14 protein-coding genes and 2 pseudogenes are annotated in these 17,220 nt (G+C 62.5%); 10 read left to right on the forward strand and 6 right to left on the reverse strand.

Features of this window, described 5'->3' with window-relative positions; all coding sequences use genetic code 11:
* The first annotated feature begins 31 nt into the window (after nucleotides 1-31).
* The 7 genes from DFLDMN_RS31570 to DFLDMN_RS31600 all read left to right on the forward strand — a co-directional run bounded on the left by DFLDMN_RS31570 (nucleotide 32) and on the right by DFLDMN_RS31600 (nucleotide 8,472).
* The gene (locus DFLDMN_RS31570; RefSeq protein ID WP_423200640.1) at nucleotides 32-1,390 is read left to right on the forward strand and encodes an MFS transporter; all 1,359 of its coding nucleotides are present in this window, start codon (nucleotides 32-34) and stop codon (nucleotides 1,388-1,390) included.
* On the forward strand, nucleotides 1,390-2,814 hold the full coding sequence (locus DFLDMN_RS31575) for an amidase family protein (protein ID WP_423200641.1): 1,425 nt from the start codon (nucleotides 1,390-1,392) through the stop codon (nucleotides 2,812-2,814). Before DFLDMN_RS31570 ends, DFLDMN_RS31575 begins: the two co-directional genes overlap by 1 nt.
* An 8-nt stretch (nucleotides 2,815-2,822) precedes the next feature.
* The gene (locus DFLDMN_RS31580; RefSeq protein WP_423200642.1) at nucleotides 2,823-4,268 is read left to right on the forward strand and encodes a PLP-dependent aminotransferase family protein; all 1,446 of its coding nucleotides are present in this window, start codon (nucleotides 2,823-2,825) and stop codon (nucleotides 4,266-4,268) included.
* Between the two features lie 130 nt (nucleotides 4,269-4,398).
* The gene (locus DFLDMN_RS31585) at nucleotides 4,399-4,842 is read left to right on the forward strand and encodes a cupin domain-containing protein (RefSeq protein ID WP_423200643.1); all 444 of its coding nucleotides are present in this window, start codon (nucleotides 4,399-4,401) and stop codon (nucleotides 4,840-4,842) included.
* 40 nt (nucleotides 4,843-4,882) lie between these two features.
* Nucleotides 4,883-6,187 (forward strand): acetamidase/formamidase family protein, encoded by a 1,305-nt coding sequence (locus tag DFLDMN_RS31590; RefSeq protein ID WP_423200644.1) that lies wholly within the window; start codon nucleotides 4,883-4,885, stop codon nucleotides 6,185-6,187.
* A 2-nt stretch (nucleotides 6,188-6,189) separates the two neighbouring features.
* The gene (locus DFLDMN_RS31595) at nucleotides 6,190-7,134 is read left to right on the forward strand and encodes a metal ABC transporter substrate-binding protein (protein ID WP_423200645.1); all 945 of its coding nucleotides are present in this window, start codon (nucleotides 6,190-6,192) and stop codon (nucleotides 7,132-7,134) included.
* A 6-nt stretch (nucleotides 7,135-7,140) separates the two neighbouring features.
* Nucleotides 7,141-8,472: a metal ABC transporter permease gene (locus DFLDMN_RS31600; protein WP_423200646.1), complete on the forward strand. Its 1,332-nt coding sequence runs from the start codon at nucleotides 7,141-7,143 to the stop codon at nucleotides 8,470-8,472.
* Here DFLDMN_RS31600 and DFLDMN_RS31605 read toward each other — a convergent pair.
* The 4 genes and pseudogenes from DFLDMN_RS31605 to DFLDMN_RS31620 all read right to left on the reverse strand — a co-directional run bounded on the left by DFLDMN_RS31605 (nucleotide 8,456) and on the right by DFLDMN_RS31620 (nucleotide 12,144).
* Entirely contained in the window at nucleotides 8,456-9,562 is a 1,107-nt protein-coding gene (locus DFLDMN_RS31605; RefSeq protein ID WP_423200647.1) for a porin, read from the reverse strand. The two genes, DFLDMN_RS31600 and DFLDMN_RS31605, sit on opposite strands and share 17 nt — an antisense overlap.
* A 594-nt stretch (nucleotides 9,563-10,156) precedes the next feature.
* Nucleotides 10,157-10,412 (reverse strand): annotated as a pseudogene (locus DFLDMN_RS31610) (IS30 family transposase); the annotation flags it as partial.
* A 343-nt stretch (nucleotides 10,413-10,755) separates the two neighbouring features.
* Nucleotides 10,756-11,592 (reverse strand): nitroreductase, encoded by an 837-nt coding sequence (locus DFLDMN_RS31615; protein WP_423200648.1) that lies wholly within the window; start codon nucleotides 11,590-11,592, stop codon nucleotides 10,756-10,758.
* A gap of 3 nt (nucleotides 11,593-11,595) precedes the next feature.
* Nucleotides 11,596-12,144: a DUF4863 family protein gene (locus tag DFLDMN_RS31620; RefSeq protein WP_423200649.1), complete on the reverse strand. Its 549-nt coding sequence runs from the start codon at nucleotides 12,142-12,144 to the stop codon at nucleotides 11,596-11,598.
* Nucleotides 12,145-12,255: 111 nt separating this feature from the next.
* On the opposite strand from DFLDMN_RS31620, the gene DFLDMN_RS31625 reads away from it, so the two are divergent.
* Complete coding sequence (locus DFLDMN_RS31625) at nucleotides 12,256-13,236, forward strand: LysR substrate-binding domain-containing protein (RefSeq protein ID WP_423200650.1); 981 nt, start codon at nucleotides 12,256-12,258, stop codon at nucleotides 13,234-13,236.
* 518 nt (nucleotides 13,237-13,754) lie between these two features.
* Here DFLDMN_RS31625 and DFLDMN_RS31630 read toward each other — a convergent pair.
* On the reverse strand, nucleotides 13,755-14,474 hold the full coding sequence (locus tag DFLDMN_RS31630) for an SDR family oxidoreductase (protein WP_423200651.1): 720 nt from the start codon (nucleotides 14,472-14,474) through the stop codon (nucleotides 13,755-13,757).
* Between the two features lie 168 nt (nucleotides 14,475-14,642).
* Between DFLDMN_RS31630 and DFLDMN_RS31635 the strand changes: the two are divergent.
* Nucleotides 14,643-14,870: pseudogene (locus DFLDMN_RS31635) on the forward strand (GntR family transcriptional regulator); the annotation flags it as partial.
* 46 nt (nucleotides 14,871-14,916) lie between these two features.
* Here the strand turns inward: DFLDMN_RS31635 and DFLDMN_RS31640 are convergent.
* Nucleotides 14,917-15,576: an HD domain-containing protein gene (locus tag DFLDMN_RS31640; protein ID WP_423200652.1), complete on the reverse strand. Its 660-nt coding sequence runs from the start codon at nucleotides 15,574-15,576 to the stop codon at nucleotides 14,917-14,919.
* A 172-nt stretch (nucleotides 15,577-15,748) separates the two neighbouring features.
* On the opposite strand from DFLDMN_RS31640, the gene DFLDMN_RS31645 reads away from it, so the two are divergent.
* Nucleotides 15,749-17,158 (forward strand): PLP-dependent aminotransferase family protein, encoded by a 1,410-nt coding sequence (locus DFLDMN_RS31645; RefSeq protein ID WP_423200653.1) that lies wholly within the window; start codon nucleotides 15,749-15,751, stop codon nucleotides 17,156-17,158.
* Nucleotides 17,159-17,220: the final 62 nt, after the last annotated feature.

Consider the following 17,220-nt stretch of genomic DNA (forward strand, 5'->3'; position numbering starts at 1 on the left):
CTGACCAACATAAGAACGGAGGAGACAAGTCATGCGTCAAATAGACATTCACAAGCTTGCGGATGACGCACGCTTCAGCAAGTTCCATGCAGGCGTGTTGTTCTGGTGCGCGCTGGTCATCATCTTCGACGGATACGACCTGGCGGTAGCCGGCATTGCATTGCCGTCGATCATGCAAGAGCTCAAGGTTCCAGCCACGCAGGCCGGCGTCATGGTCAGTTCGGCATTGTTTGGCGCAATGTGCGGCGCGGTGTTGCTGGGCACGATGGCCGACCGTATCGGCAGGCGACGCACGATCGCGCTGTGTGTGGCGCTGTTCAGCATCTTTACCGCGCTGGCTGGCATGGCCAATGACCCGGTGACCTTCAGCGCTGCCCGCTTTGTCGCGGGGCTTGGCATTGGCGGTGTGATGCCCGCCGTTGTGGCGCACATGCAGGAGTACTCGCCGCGTCGGCTCAAGACCACGCTCGTCACGCTGATGTTCAGCGGCTACTCGGTCGGCGGCATGATCGCCGCGGTGCTCGGCAAGGGGTTGATTGCCAGCTATGGCTGGCAGGCGGTGTTCTATGCCGCCGCGGCGCCCATTGCGGTCATTCCGTTCCTGCTCGCATTGCTGCCTGAGTCGATGGCATATCTGGCCAAGCGCAACCGCCAGGCACAGCTTGCCAGCATCGCGGCACGACTCAGTCCCGGCATGGTGCCGCGAGTAAACGACAGCTTCGTCGTGGCATCGAGCACGCCGGGTGGCAAGTCCGCGTCCGGCTCGATGGGCACCCTGCTGGCCGACGGTCGCGCACAAAGCACCTGCATGTTCTGGATCACGTTCTTCATGTGCCTGTTCATGGTCTACGCGTTGAGTTCGTGGCTCGCCAAGCTGATGGCCGGCGCCGGCTACAGCCTTGGCTCCGCGCTGACCTTCGTGCTGGTGCTCAATATCGGCGGCATGATCGGCGCGATCGGTGGTGGCATGCTGGCAGACCGCTTCAAGATCCGCAATGTGCTGATCGGCATGTTCGCGCTGGCGGCGATGTCCATCTCCCTGCTTGGCTTCAAGTCGCCGACACCCGTACTTTACCTGCTGCTGTGTGCGGCCGGCGCTTCGACGATCGGTACGCAGATCGTCGTCTACGCCTATGCGGGCCAGTTCTACCCGATGGAGATTCGCGCAACCGGCATCGGGGTAGCCTCCGGGGTCGGGCGCGTCGGCGCGATCGCGGCACCCGTGATCATCGGCACCGTGGTCGGGCTCTCGCTGCCGCTGCACCAGAACTTCATGCTGATGGCGATTCCCGCCGTCGTGGCCATGTGTGCGGTATCGATGATCGACCGTCGCCGCGCAGCGCTGCCCGCCGTGCACACGACGGAGCTGCAGTCCACCGAGGCACATTGATGTCACCGGCTCGATCACCGCTGTGGCAGTGGAGCGCGACGGACATCAGCGCTGCGGTCCAGCGCGGCGAGATCCGTTGCACCGAAGTGGTCGACAGCATCTACGACCGCATCGATGCCGTGAACCCGCAGGTCAATGCGATAGTGCACATAGATCGCGAGCGCGCGCGCAGCGATGCGCAGGCGCTCGATGCCGCGCGCCAGGCCGGCCAGCCTTGCGGCCCGCTGGCGGGCGTACCGGTGTCGATCAAGCTCAACGTCGATGTGGCCGGCGAAGCCACCAGCAACGGTACGCCGCTATGGAGCGACCGCATCGCGCAGACCGATGGCGAAGTGGTGGCCAATCTGCGGCGCGCCGGCGCGATCGTGATCGGCCGCACCAACGCGCCGCCCCATTCGTTCCGCTGGTTCACCGAGAACCCGTTGCATGGACGTACGCTGAATCCGTGGTCCGCTGACATCACGCCGGGCGGCTCCAGTGGCGGCGCCGGTGTGGCGGTGGCAACCGGCATGGGCCCGATTGCGCATGGCACCGATATCGCCGGATCGATCCGATACCCGGCATATGTCAATGGTGTGGTGGGCCTGCGGGCCACCACGGGACGCATCCCCGCATTCCAGGGCACGGCGCCCAAGCGATTCTTCGGGTTGCAGTCGATGTCGGCACAAGGCGTGCTGGCACGTCGCATCGCCGACGCGCGGCTGGCCTTGCAGACCATGGCTGCCAGCGGTGCATCGGATCCGCTATGGGTCGACGCGCGCCGGGATTATGAAGACGACGATACGCCGGTATCCGTGGCGTGGATCGACGAGGTGCCGGGTATCGGCGTCGATCCCACCATCCGGCAGGCGCTGCGGGACGCGGCGCAGACGCTGGAGGCGGCGGGTTATCGCATCGAGCGGGCCACGGCGCCCGATTTCCAGCGCGGCGTCGAGATCTGGCGCGCCATCGTCATGACCGATTGCCGGCTCGGCATGGTAGCTGCCGTCGATGCGCTGGGCGATCCGTCGCTCACCACGCCAGTCCACAACATGCTGGCCTGTGCGGGCGAAGTGGATCTCGCCGGCTATATCGTGGCAATCGCCGCGCGTGACGAGATGCAGCGCCAATGGCAAGCATTGTTCCAGCGCTATCCGCTGGTACTGATGCCGACCTCATGCCGGCTGCCGCTGCAGTGGGGCGCCGACCAGGGTACGGTCGAGCAGATGCGCGAGCTGATGGCCGTGCAGAGTCCGTTGATGGCGGTGGCGTTGTGCGGTTTGCCCGGCCTGCATGTGCCCACCGGCATGGCCGGCGGACTACCGGTCGGCGTACAGCTTGTGGCTCCCGCATTCCGCGAAATGCGCCTGCTGCGTGCGGGTGAAATCCTGGAGGCCGCCAACGGCGGATTGAACGAATCGCGCTGGATGGACGATGTGCCATGAGTACGACCATGCCAGAGTCTACGCTTGCCGATCTTCAGATCGACGAGAGTCAGAGCACTCCGCTGCATCAGCAGATCCTCGATCGCATCAAGCAGGCCATATGGACGGGTTCGCTGCCACCCGGCGCGCGTCTTCCCTCGTCGCGCAGCCTGGCCTCGCAGCTATCGATCTCGCGCGCGACCGTCGAGTTGGCATATAACACGCTGGCTGGCGAGGGCTACGTCAGCCGCCAGAACGCCGCGGGCACACGTGTGCATCGGCATCCGGGCGAGCTTTCGCCGCGGCAGGCCGCACCGTCGCTACCCTTGCCGCGTCCACCGCAGCCATTGATGCCCGGCCTGGCTTCGGAAGCGGCCCAGGCGCCGCGTCTGTTCCAGATGGGACTGCCGGCGCTCGATGCCTTTCCACGCAAAGTATGGGCGCGGCTCGCTTCGCGCCAGGCACGCTCGCTGTCGCTTTCGCGCATGGTCTACCAGGGGGCCGGCGGCTATGACCCGCTGCGCCAGGCGATTGCCAATCACCTCGCCATCGGCCGCGGGATTCCGTGCAGCGAAGACCAGATCTTTATCACCGCCGGATTCCTCGGCGCCATGACCCTGATCGCTCGTACGCTGCTGGAGCGCGATGACGAGGTGTGGATCGAAGACCCCGGCTTTCCACCCGCACGTCATGCGCTCGATCTTGCCGGCGCGCGTCTGGTACCCGTACCCGTGGACGACGAAGGCATGCACGTCGCAACAGGCATCGCGCGGGCGCCAGCGGCCCGGCTGGCGATGCTGACACCGGCGGCGCAGTTCCCGCTCGGTGCCACGCTCTCGTCCTGCCGCCGCTCGCAGTTGTTGTCATGGGCCGCCGAATCGGGCGCGTGGGTGGTGGAGGACGACTACGACAGCGAGTTCAATCGTCAGGACCGACCGCCCCCCACGCTCGCCCAATGCGACACGGCGGGCCGCGTCCTTCACGTCGGCTCGTTCAGCAACGTCCTGTTTCCGGGCTTGCGCCTGGGCTACCTGGTTGCACCCACCACGCTGGTGCCGGAGTTCAACCGGATCTCGGCGCTATTGCCTCAGCAGTCCCTGCTCGACCAGATGGTAGTGGCGGACTTCATCACGCAGGGGCACCTCGGCCGTCACCTCACGCGCATGCGCAGCCTGTATGCGGAGCGCAGGTGCGCGCTGGTCGACGCATTGCGCGGGGGATTAGTCAGCATAGGAATGGCGTCGTGCCAGGTGGAAAGCACAGGCGGCCTGCACATACTCCTGCGCCTGCCGCCAGATGCGGACGACGTCGCGCTTGCCAAGCAAGCGCGCGCACAGGGCATGGCCGTCAACGCGCTGTCGTCGATGACCATCCGCGCGACGATGGGTCCAGGGCTGCTCCTCGGGTTTTCCAATATCGCCGCCGAAGACGCGAAGGAAGCGGTGGAACAACTGCTGCACGCGCTGGCCGGCTAGGTTCGTGGTCTAGTCACTGCGCAAGTTCTTGGTCGATGTGCGGAGCATGGGTGTGGGCTACCCTCGCCGACAGGCGAGCCTCACAGACTCGCCTCCCTGAACCCATGCACCGACCAGAAAGCGAGCTGCCATGCCATCTTCCCCTCTGTCATCTTCTCTTCGCTTCAACCTTCTCTCCTCCGGTCTGGCCGCGGCCGTCATGTTTGCGGCACCAGCGTGGTCGCAAACCAAACCCGCCCATCATGACGGCCGCGCCATCGAGGCCGTAATCGCAGAGAAACTCTCGGTCGTCCCCGGCAAGATCCTGACCGCGCAAGTCGTGCATTACGCACCGGGCGGCGCATCCAAGCCGCATTACCACGACGCGGACGTGTTCGCGTTCGTCCTTACCGGCCAGATCCTCTCCGGGGAAGAAGGCGAGCCGCCCAAGGTCTATAACCCGGGAGAGGCCCGCTTCGAGCGTCGCGGCCAGCATCACGTGGTGAGCCGCAACGCCAGCAAGACCGAACCCGCGAGCATGCTCGTGGTGTTTATCTCCAACGAGGATGCCACGCTGACTACATTCGATCACTAGGCGTTCGATCACCCATACAAAAAACGAGAGGAGACAACACATGTACCACGGGACCTTCCCGCTGCGGCCGAGGACTGCCGCAGCGCTACTGCTTTCCATCGCAAGCCTCGGGCTTCCTTCGCTTCACGCACAGGCTGGCGCCGACGCCTCCGGCCCCCGCACGATCCGCCTGGAGGGCACGCCAGAGACGACCCAGTTCGGCTGGTACAACAATGCCACGCCGCCAGTGCTCCGCATTCGCTCCGGCGATACGGTCGTGATGGAGACTTTAATTCACGGTCACAAGCAGGTGGTTCCGGATCTGTCGATCGACCAGCTAACCACGCGCGCCAAGCAGGAACAGGCGGAATCGCCCGGACGTGGGCCGCACTCGATCACGGGGCCGGTCTATGTCGAGGGCGCCAAGCCCGGGGACACGCTCAAGATCGAGATCGGACGAATCGTGCCGACCGCCTATGCGTTGAACTTCAACTATCCGGGTTTTGCAGGGGCGTTTCCCAAGCAATTCCCGCAGGGGCAGGTCAAGTACTTCTATCTCGATCTGGCCAGGCAGCGCTTCGAATTTGCGCCGGGCATCTTCGTCCCCGTGCGGCCCTTCCCTGGCATTGTCAGCGTGGCGCGCGCCGAACCCGGTCCTTACGGCACAGTGCCGCCGGGCCCGTTCGGCGGCAACCTCGACATCAACGAGATGGTGTCGGGCACGACGCTCTATCTGCCGGTCTTTGTCGACGGGGCCTTGCTCTGGTCCGGCGACTCGCATGCCGCGCAAGGCAATGGCGAAATCAACCTGACCGCGCTCGAGACATCGTTCAAGGAACTCCATCTCAGGGTCTCGGTCATCAAGGGAGGGGCAAAGCTGGACTGGCCGCGCATCGAATCTCCGACGCACTGGATGGCAATCGGCTATGACCGTGACCTCAACGTAGCGTTCGACCTGCTGCAGACACAGACCGTTAAGCTGATTGCCGAACAGGACAAGATCTCCGTTGAGGCCGCGCGGCGCCGCATGACGGCGACGTGGGACTGTCGCATCTCTGAAGTCATCAACGTCCTCAAGGGTACCTACTGCATGATTCCCAAGGACAAGACGGTGCCAGCCGCTGCTGTGCCGGACCGTGACGATGCGCGGTACTTCGTCACCCGTGCCTCGGACACCGACCTCAACAAGGCGATGGACACCGCCTCGATGGCCATGGTCGAGCGGTTAACCGCGGAGAAGAAACTGTCGCGGCTCGATGCCTACTCACTCGCGAGCATGACCATGGATTGCCGGCTCGGCCCGCCCAGTCAGGGCGAGCGGGAAGTACGCTGCCTGATGCGCAAGGACTACTGGAAGGCAGCGTAGGCATGTCCAGGTTTTCCATCCTGTGGCGCAGGATTGCGCTCGCAACGGGCTTCGGCGTCATGCTCTCACTATGTCATGTGGCCTGCGCGGCAGCGCGCATGGTGGTGGTGGCAACGACGAGCGATGTGGCGAGCCTGGTCCAGGCGGTCGGCGGCGATTTGGTCCAGGTCAGGACCATCGTGCCGCCGATGACCGACCCCGAGGCATTCGAGCCACGCGCGAGCGACCTTGCAACGCTGTCCGATGCCGACCTAATCGTTCGTGTTGGTCTCGGCTACGACCACTGGCTCGAACGTCTTGCGCAGCGCTTGCAGCGGCCCGGCCTCGAACCAGGCGGCGCGCGCTGGGTCGATACGTCGACCGGTGTGCCCTTGCTCGAAGTGGGCGGCCGCGACCCGCTTGACCAGGATGGACACGGCCATGGCATGGCCAATCCGCATTACTGGCTCGACCCGGTCAACGCCGAAACCATGACTGCGAGCATCGCGCAGGGCATGATGCGGCTCGCCCCGGGCGAGCGCGCCACCATCGAAGCGAACCGCACGCGTTTTGTGGCGGCGTTGCGCGAGCGGCTGGCTGTCTGGACCAGCCGGCTGGGGCCCTATCGCGGCGCCGCCGTGCTCGCCTATCACAACAGCTGGCCATATTTTGCCCGCCGCTTTCGTCTGAAGGTGGTTGGCTTTGTCGAAGTCAAGGAAGGGGTCCCACCAAGCGCCGCACACCTGTCCGCGCTGATCGCGAAAGCGCGCCAGGATAACGTGCGGGTGATCCTGCAGAACACCTATGAACCGAGGCAGTTTTCCCAATTGCTGTCGACGCGTACCGGCGCGCCCCTAGCCATGCTGGCGTCGTCGGCAGGCAGTGCGGCGCAGGCGGCGGACTATCTGCGGCTGATGGATAACAACGTCGCGACGCTTGCACGCGCGCTGGCATCGAACCGACGGTGACCGGCGATGACCATTACACCTACCGATATTCTTACGCTGCTTGGACCACCGTTTGCGGTCAGTGTCCTGTTTGTCGCGATTCACGCGAACTTTGGCCTGCATGTGCTGAGGCGCGGTGTCATCTTCGTCGATCTCGCGCTTGCGCAGATGTCGGCACTAGGGGCCACCGTGGCATTCGCGGCGGGGCATGTTCCGACGAGTCCCGCCGGTCTCACCTACGCCCTACTCTTTTCGGCCATCGGCGCGGCGCTGCTGACAGCAGGCCGCATGTTGCCGAAATCCATTCATACCGAGGCGTATATCGGCATCCTGTATGTGGTCGCCACTGCGGCAACCATTCTTGTGGTCGACCGTTCACCGCAGGGCGCGGAGCACGTCAAGCAGATCCTGGTCGGCAGCATCCTTACCGTGAACTGGGACGACCTGCCAAGGCTCGCGCTGGTCTACGGCGCCATCGGCATCTTCCATTGGATCGTGCGGCGTCCGTTGCTGGCGGCATCGGAGGGCCGGAGCGGCAACCCGCTGGTCTGGGACTTTCTGTTCTACTTGTCGTTCGGCGTGGTCGTAACGAGCTCGGTCGCCATCGCCGGCGTGCTGCTCGTGTTCTGCTTCCTGATCATTCCGGCAATCATCGGCTCGCTGTTCACACGCCGCATTGCCGGCGCGCTGTGGATTGGCTGGCTTAGCGGTGCAATCGCCAGCGCGATCGGCCTGGCCGCCTCGTTTTCCCTGGATCTGCCAGCCGGCGCTGCCATGGTGCTGTCGTTTGCGTTGGTGCTATGCGTCGCGATGGTGGTGTACGCCTTCGTCTCGGTGCCGGCCGCGGCACGCATGACACGCGTCTATGTCCTGATGCGGGTGGCTTCCGCAACCGTGCTGACCACCGTGGCTGCGGCCATGATCTGGCTGATGGCCATGCCGCGCGCCGACCAGCCGCTACTCCACGTGCTCGAATGGGTGACCGGCATCAGCCCCACAACCTTCCTGACGAGCGAGGAGCGTCATGTCTATGCGAGCGCGGAAGCCGAAGCACGCTTTCGTCAATCGCAGGTCACCTGCCTGACCGACTCGGAACAGCAGGCGCGTTGGGAAGGTGAACCGCTTTCCGATGAGGCGGTGCGTCAGATCGGTACCTTCCAGCAGGCATTCAGCGAAATGGCTCGCGGTGAAGATTTCGTGCGCCAGGCGCTGACCGAGCAGGCCCGCGAGCGCGAGCGCTGGTATCTCGGCCCGGCGCTACTCGCAGCCGCGCTGCTGGGGTTGCTTGCCACGCTGCCGCGCGGCATGCGTATGCGCTTGTGGCAGCGGCTGCGTGGCCCCCTTAGAAGATGTGCTTGATACCGGCCGTCACGCCAAACTGGTTGCCGCCGGCCACCGGATTGGCGCCGGGCGCGCCGGCGCTGACGGAGATGTTGAGCTGCCCGCTATTGTCGATATAACCGCCGCTCACATAAACCGACGTTCGCTTCGAGAACGCATAGGTACCACGCACCGCGCCGAGCCACGCCTTGTTGTCACTGTGGCGATAGTCCAGGTAGTAGGCTTCGGCAGCCACGTTGACGACCGGCGTCAGGTCGTACGACACGCCCGCGAAGTACATGTTGCTGCGCGGCGCGGCCAGTGCGCCATTGCGCCGCGCCAGCACACCGGCGCCAATCTTTGTTCGATCCAGCAGCATGTATCCACTCAGGACGGCACGGTCATCCTTCAGGCCGCTGCTCGTCAGGCCGGCAAAGGCGCCCGGCCCACCGCGCAGCGAGTCATAGGCCACGCTCGCCCCCAACCAGTTGGTCTCATACATCAGCATCGCCGACCATTCGCGGCAGGCGTTCTTGTCTGCGGGGTTCTCGCCGGGGCAATTGGTCGCTGACGGGCTAGGCAAGGTGGTGGCCGTCGCGTCGCGCCCGAAGCTGTAGGTTGCACCGAGGGTCAGCCCGCCAAATTTGCCCTTGTACGAAATCGCGTTGTCGGCGCGGGCGTTGGCAAAGTAGCTGTCCATCGAACCGTAAACGTTGGGACCAAGAATGTCCGTGTCCAGCGTCGCCCAGAACAGCATCGTGTATTGCCGACCGAAGGCGACCTGTCCCCACGAATTCGACTGCAGACCGACCCATGCCTGCCGCCCGAACAGGCGACCGCCCTGGTTCGACGTACCGGTATCGGGCCCAAAGCCGGACTCCAGTACAAACGCACTCTTTAATCCACCGCCGAGGTCTTCCGTGCCACGCAGACCCCAGCGCGACGGCACGGTGCCCGATAGCGTAAGCATCCGCATCATCGAGTTGTTCTGCGGCCCGACGTTATTCACAAACTCGACACCTGTATCGATCACACCGTACAGCGTCACCGATGACTGGGCCCATGCCGCCGACGGCACCAGTACGGCCAGCGCTCCCGCCGTGGCCATCCTCGAACGCAATTTCCTCATCTTTCCGTGTCTCATAGTTGTTGAAGTAAAAGCGCCCACGCACACCGCGCGCAGGCGAGTGCCGTCACCAGGCGTGACGACGCCTGGCGACATGCAAATTGCCAGTGGATGAATTGCCTGGAGGGAGTGCGCCTACGTCGAGAGGGGCCCGAGGCGCGGGAGGAATTGCGGCATGTTTGTCTCCATGATGTCTTGTCTGACGCCACTTCTAAGAGCGACTATCAGAGGACCATCGCATGCAAGATGATGCCGCGATATCCATAGATATGCACTATAATGCGTTCTGCCTGCCAGTACAGAGCCAAGAATTGATTAATTGAGAGCAGTCCATCAGGACACCGGCGGTACTGCCTGTGTGGTGCCGTCCGTTACTCAGGCAAGGACGAGTTCGCCTATGCGTTGAACTGCCACCGCTCGAAATGCCGCCGCTCGACGGGCTCCGCATTCAAGCCGTTTGCGGGGATTGCGCGCAACGAATTGCATGACGCAAAGTGTGAGGATAAGCGTACCGATTTTTGGCGACGAGCATGCGTCGCAGACGTGCGCTGACGTATGTGAGGAAGCCTGATGTTCTCAGTGGTGCGCGATGGCGAATAGGCTGCTGCCTTTGGGGAAGTAGTCGCCGGAGCAGTCCGTAGAATTCTCGTTCGCGCCTCGCTGCCATGGGTTTTGTGGATCGCAGAAGTAAGCGTGCATGTCCGTCGCGATCGTAGATCGCTTGTGTTGTCCGAGTTCTATGCCTCGATCCCATGCAATCGATTCAGCGCGGAAACCAAGCTGTCGCCATCCTTGCCTTCACCTTCACGGAATGACCCTCCACCAGAGTCGCGATGTGCGTGTTATACGAGCCGCCATTCGACGCTCGGTTACGTCAGCCCGATTGAGTTTGAAAAGTCTCAAGGAGCTTAGGTCGGTGTCCACAGGATCAGCAGCAGCTCACATAAGAGTTTTATCGGCCCAACGCGCGCTCGGTGCTGTTGTTGCCGAACTCTAGTCGTCCATCGTCGGCATATCGCGGGGACGCCGCGGTATCGGACTTGCGCGAGAGGTCACCCCCGTGTCCTCCAGCCAGGTCTTTAGCGTCGCGAGTGGCGCGGAATCGGCCGATGGCCGGTATCACGTACGTAGGTCCACAGCCGTGCCGTTTTCGTCTTCACGCGGAAGGGCGTCGCGTCCCGGACCTGAACGGTGGGTCAATTTTTGCTATCTGCCACCTCGATGGTAGCGGCAATGCGCACGTCCTGTTTTGGCGTGTTGCCATCGATGTCTGGCAGAGAGGCGGACCGCTCGGATGCCTGCGCATCATCGGCGATGGGATTGCGGTCTGGGAACCCTAATAGACGAGCGAAGTCCTGCACGCGTTCCCGCGGCATCCTCGTCTGATTGACCGCGGCTTCAGGGTCGCCGAAACCCAACGACATACCGAACGCGGTGACTTCCTCCGCAGGCATGTTCAAATGCGATGCTATCTGGGCGTGGAACGGTGCGAATGCTACCTGGGGGCACGTGTCCATGCCACGTGCCTTCGCGGCAATCATGAGGTTCTGCGCGAAAAGCCCGATATCTATCCAACTGTGCGGCTTCAGTCTGCGGTCGATACTGATAATCAGCCCCACCGGTGCGCCGAAGAACGAGAAATTCTTTTCGGTCTGGCGCGAGCGGGCCTCGGTGTCGTTGCGGTCAATACCAAGCGACCCGTAATAGCGCGCGCCGAAATCAATCAATCTTTTCCGAAAAAGGTCGGGCAACGGTTCAGGAAAGTGCGCGGGAGCGGGAGCCTTCCCGGCCCTGTGGGCGGCCACCAGAAGCCGGGCAAGTTCGTCCTTGACGGCACCAGTAACCACATATACGCGCCATGGCTGAATGTTGGCCCCGCTTGGGGCGGTAGCCGCTTCCTGCAGGATCTGCTCGACCGTCTCCCGGCGCACGGGATCTGGTTTGAACGCTCGGACTGCCCGCCGTGAGGAGACAACGGAGGCGACACATTGTGCGATCGCATCTTGGGACAATTTGTCCGCCGTTTGGACCATGATTCACTCCTGCGGGGCCTCGTGATAGGAGATCCGCCCGGAAGGGAGGAAGAACAACGCGATCACAGCGCCGCCTTTAGCTTCCGGGTAATGATGGCTGCCAGGAGCGGGGGCGGTCCAGCCGCCCGCACACCAGCCATTTGGACCGTTGAGTGCCGCGCCAGGGTTCAGAGGTACGACCATGTTGAACTCCCCATATGGATGGCCGTGGTACTGTCCCCGCAGGCGGCCATCCACATGGCCCTGAGCATTGCCAGTGCTGTCCATATACACCGCCGTGATGCTGAAATGCAGCGTGCGCTCGGAGGGGTCGGCGATGCGGCTACGGCGGTAAGCAGAGCCTTCGATGTCGATACTCGCGGCCCAGCCGTCCTCCACACCCTTGCGAACGAGGGAGGATAACGTCTGGTAGAGCTCGCTGTCAGGTCCGTATTTTTGGTTGAGCCAGCTTTCCACCTCGGGGCCGGTGGTGAGGTCCTTCACTTCTTCAAGGAACGGGATGCAGCGCTCGATCAGTGCTTCGCGGTCGCTGTTGAGATTCTCTGTCGTCATGGTGTGCCTCCTGTCTAATGCATGGAGCCATAATGCGCTACCCGTAAATGGAATGGAATTGATGTCTGTGCAGTTGCATAATGAGCGGCATTCAATGAATGGGGTCCCATCATGAGCATCGGACGCACAGACCTGAACCTTCTGAAGGTGTTTGAGGCCGTCTATGAGGAAAGGAATCTAGTCCTGGCGGGAAAGCGTCTGCACCTTACGCAATCAGCGGTCAGTCATGCGCTACGCAGACTGCGAGAACTGGTTGGTGACGAGCTTTTTATACGGATGGGCAAGGGTATGGTCCCGACCGCCCGTGCCATGTCAATGGCACCAACGTTGCTGGATTCGATTCGCCGTATCGAGAGCGCCTTGGGCACCGAGCCGTTTTCTCTAAGTCACTCCAGGCGCAAGTTTGTCATTGCGGCGAACGATTACGTCACTGAGGTGATAGTCGCCCCGTTGTCTCGCGAGTTGCAGAAGATGGCTCCCGGGGTGGACCTCGTCATTCGGCCCTCGACACGACTGGATCTCGCGGAGCAGATCGACCTAGGACGTATAGATATTGCCATAGGTATCTTCTCCCAGATTCCACCTCGCCTGAACTCGTGTGCCTTGATGTCCCAGGGTGAGTCGATCTTGATGTGCAATGGCCATCCGGCCTCGCGTAGGAAGCTCAGGCTCGATGATCTTACGAAGTACCCGCTTGTCACACTGTCCGTTGGTGGGCAGGAGGAAGGGGCGGTCGGTGGATTCATCGTCGAGCGCGGACTCGCTCGCCAGTCAGAGATGTTCGACCGGCGCGCATTGGAGGAGGCGCTCCTCGCTTTTGGAGAGGAACCGCGACTGAGAGTTACGGTCCCACACGCGCTTGCTATTCCGGCCATGCTTCGTGAGACGGACATGTTGTCGATCGTGCCGGCGTCGCTTGCCTTGGCCCTCGCAGACCGTGGCGCTCTGGTTCGTCGCGCACCGCCTTATCCATCCCGTACCGAGACTATGCGAGCGGTCTGGCACGACCGTGACAATGACGATGTTGGGCATGCATGGCTAAGGGAAATGATTGTGAAGACTGCGCAGACCTCAGAAGAAGCGCTCAAGTAGTCTGAAGGCGGTCGTTGGGCACTGTGGAGTCCGCGCTGCAACACCGTGCTAAGCGACCATGTGGACGTCTGCTTGCGGGCGGCAAGCGATAGTCTTGGCGACATGAGTTATCAGATCGCTCGGCGTTGTCCCAACTGGACGAATCGAAAGACCCGCACGTCCCCACTTCTCCATGGCGGTCATGGCCGCCTACGGCGATAGACGGTGTGGAAAAACCAACCGTGTAAGAAATGAATCGCAATCGCCTAGAACGTCTGATTGCCCCGATCTCAAACGCTATCGACACTGCTTCGAATGACGGCTATCAAATCCCACATCGTTAGAGCAATCTACCGTCAAGCCATCGCTCCGAACGCGGGCACGATACAACGGCTGCCTCCACCGGTGGCGATTCCACGGATCGGTGCCCGCGCATGACGCCTCCCGTTTCCCCAGCCGCCGCGCCAGGCCGCGATCGGGACGCGCCCAGCGCGTCAGACCGAGCCGACGCCCCGACCATGGCGGGCGACGTCACCGCGCTAGCGCGCTGCTTTCCCGATCGACGCGCCCCCGTCCACGAACAAAGTCTGCCCGGTAATAAAGCTGGCAGGCTCGGACAGCAGAAATTCGATGGAGGCGGCCAGTTCGTCCGGTTTGCCGAGGCGCCCCATCGGCACCATCGACAGGAATCGCTTCTCTGCCTCGCTGCCCTGCGGCGTGTTGGCACGGAACATCTCGGTTTCCACCGGCCCCGGCGCCACCGCGTTCACCGTAATCCCGGTAGTGGCAAGTTCCAGCGCCCAGGTGCGGGTGAAACTGATCATCGCGCTCTTGGCTGCCGCATAGACCGAGCGGTTGGCAACGCCCAACACGACTAGGCTCGACAGGTTCACGATCCGCCCCCAGCGGCGCTCGCGCATGCCGGGCAACAACGACTGCACCAGCTGAACCGCGGGCCGCAGGTTGGCGCGGAACATGGCATCCATGGCATCCAGGTCGATGCTGCCGAGCGGCGCCAGCTCGATGAAGCCCACGTTGTTCACCACGCCGTCGATCTGGTGCTGGGCCTTTAGGCGGGTGAGTGCCTGTTCGGTGGCAGCCGAGTCCGTCAGGTCGATGGGCACCAGCATGCCCGGGAATTCGGCGTCAGCATGACGCGCGATACCGATCACCATGTGCCCGGCCGCGGCCAGTCGATGCGACAACGCACGGCCGATGCCCTTGCTAGCACCGGTGATCAGAAAAGTCTTAGTTGTCATGGCATATCCCCACTTGAGTACCGGCGCGACCAAGCCCGGCGCGTTTTATATCAATTGAACTAAAATTATTAAAACACCAACCGCGCGGCGACCCTCCATGCTGGCAGTGGGGTCTGCGTGCGGATTCGGCCATGCCGGGCGGCCGCCGGCCCTAGAATCCCGGACCACATGCGTCACCCACTCCGACAAGATGCGTGTCGACATCAAGCTTTGCTACCCCGGCACCTGGCCGGTCAGACCTATCGCCAGGTCCGCGCCGGCATCGTCAACGGACGGCTCGCGCCAGGCGAGCGCCTGCCTTCCACACGTACGCTGGCGTCGCAACTCGGCGTTTCCCGGACCACGACGCTGGACGTGTTCGAACGATTGATGGCCGAGGGCTATCTGCGAGCCCGCACATTTCTCTGCCCAACGGATTGCCGGCAGGGTTCGATGAGTTAGGTCATTCCCAGCGTGAATTCAGAATGATGCTGCACAGATTCACGCGCTCGAAGCTCGGATCCTTGTGTGCAATGAAGTCGTCATTGAACGTACCGAACGTAGTGGCAGGCCGACGCTTCATGCCTTCGTAGAAGGCGTCGATCATCTGATGGGCGAAATCTGCGCCGCGTGGATAGCCCGCGACCACGGCGGCGCGTTGTTGTTGGGTAAAGTCGTCGAAGCCCCGTCCTGCGACGTCCATGCCAGCCCCGGCTTGCACCAGTGCGATTTCACCGTCCATGTGCTCGGGGATGCCTGGCGTCGTATGGAGCGCGATAGCGGTCCATACCGTGGCCACGTCGGCCTCGGCGACCTGGCGGCTACGCAGAAACTCGCGAGCGGCATTTGCTCCGTCCACCTCAAAGCGCAATTCGCTGTCACGGTAAGCGGGCGTCAAACCGATGTCATGGAACATCGACGCTATGTAGAGAAGCTCAGGGTCGAATGAGACATTTTTCATTTTCCCCAGTAGAGCGCCCCACAGGAAGACGCGCGTCGAGTGGTTGAACAGAAGGTCGCTTTCGGTATCCCGAACAAATTCGGCCACCTCACGAGCCAATCGACTGTCTGGGATGATGAGGTCGTGCAGTTCGTTCGTCGATTTTGCGTTGTCTTGCGTCATTGCGTTTCTAGAACTGTGAAAATCGTGCGTTTTATGCGGCACGCGGCTAGGGCTTTCTTCTCAACGACCATTTCGGCGTCGTATCGTTATGAGGACCGTCTCGAGCAAGTTACGCTTCGCATGGGCTATGGGAAAGGCCCAAGATCGGGCAGTTTCGATGTACCATGTTGTCATGGCAACTCTCTCTGTCAGCCTCGACCGCTCTGGACGCGTCTCGCTGTCCACGCAGATTTATGCCTCGATTCGCAATGCAATCGAAACGGGTCAGCTTGCCGCAGGCGCACGCTTGCCATCCTGGTTGGACTTAGCCGCCCAACTGGGCGTCGCTCGTGGTACTGTGCGTGCCGCCTATGAACGGCTGATTGACGAGCAGTACGCGATCGGGCGCGGCGCGGCGGGCACTCGGGTAGCGGAGCGGCCGTCGCGGGACACTTCTCGATGGACGCCCGAGGCCTCGCCGCTGCCGGAACTGTTCTTCGATTTCAGCGCTACGCCCCTGGTGTTTCAAATGGGCGTGCCGTCGCAAGACTCCTTCCCTTTTAAGCTCTGGTCCCGTGTGCAGGCACGCGCAGCGCGTCGGGCAGCATCCGCTCCTGTCGGGTACCCCGATCCGCGCGGCGAACCTGATCTGCGACAGGAGATCGCCGCTTATGTTGGTGTCTCGCGGGGCCTTCGATGTAGTCCCTCTCAGGTTTTCGTTACAGCTGGTTTCTCTGGCGCGCTCAATTTGGCGATTCGTGCACTGCGCCTGGAAGGCAAAGGAGCCTGGATGGAAGATCCCGGCTTTCCTCTCACGCGAACGGCTCTAGGGCTTGCGGGGATGAACGTAGCCCCGGTCCCGGTGGACTCGGACGGTCTTGATGTCGACGCAGGAATCCGGATCTCGCCCAAAGCCGTCCTTGCGGTCGTTACGCCCGGCCAGCAAGCGCCACTTGGGATGACGATGTCGTTATCACGACGGCTGGCTTTACTCGAATGGGCCAAACATTACGGTGGGTGGGTGGTCGAGGACGATTATCTCGGGGAATTGCAGCTAAAAGGGCGGGCCGCGCCGGCTCTTGCATCGCTCGATAACGATGGGCGAGTGCTGCATATCGGGACCTTCAGCAAGACCATCAGCCCCGCGCTGCGTCTCGGGTTCCTCGTTGTCCCGCCGGACTTGGCGGGCCATTTCGGCGATGTCGCGGCGTCTCTGGCCCCTGCTCCTGCTGCACCAGTGCAGCACGCCGTGACCGAATTCATGCACGAAGGACATTACCTCCGCCATCTGCGGCGCATGAAGCGTCTATATGCCACACGGCAAGAGGCCTTGGTCCGCGCACTGAAGACACAATCGACGGAAACGCTCAGATTGGAAGCCACTGCCGGCACGGCCGTCGTGATCGCGTTACCACAGTCTGTATCTGACATCGATATCGCCGTGAGAGCACGCTCTTACGCCTTGGCCCCGGTTCCCCTGTCTCCGTGGTACGTGGCCGCACCTGCGCAACAGGGACTCATGCTCAGCGTGACGAACGTGAACGAAGGCACCTTGGCGGCTGATTGCTCGCGCTTGCAGGAACTGATTTACCAGCGCCGTTGACGTCAGCGCGTAGGCCGGCGGTCACGTCTTGGTACATTAAAAATGTTCATTCCTGGTGCTTC

The sequence above is a fragment of the Cupriavidus sp. H19C3 genome (genome assembly GCF_049393815.1).
Classification (GTDB): Bacteria; Pseudomonadota; Gammaproteobacteria; order Burkholderiales; family Burkholderiaceae; genus Cupriavidus.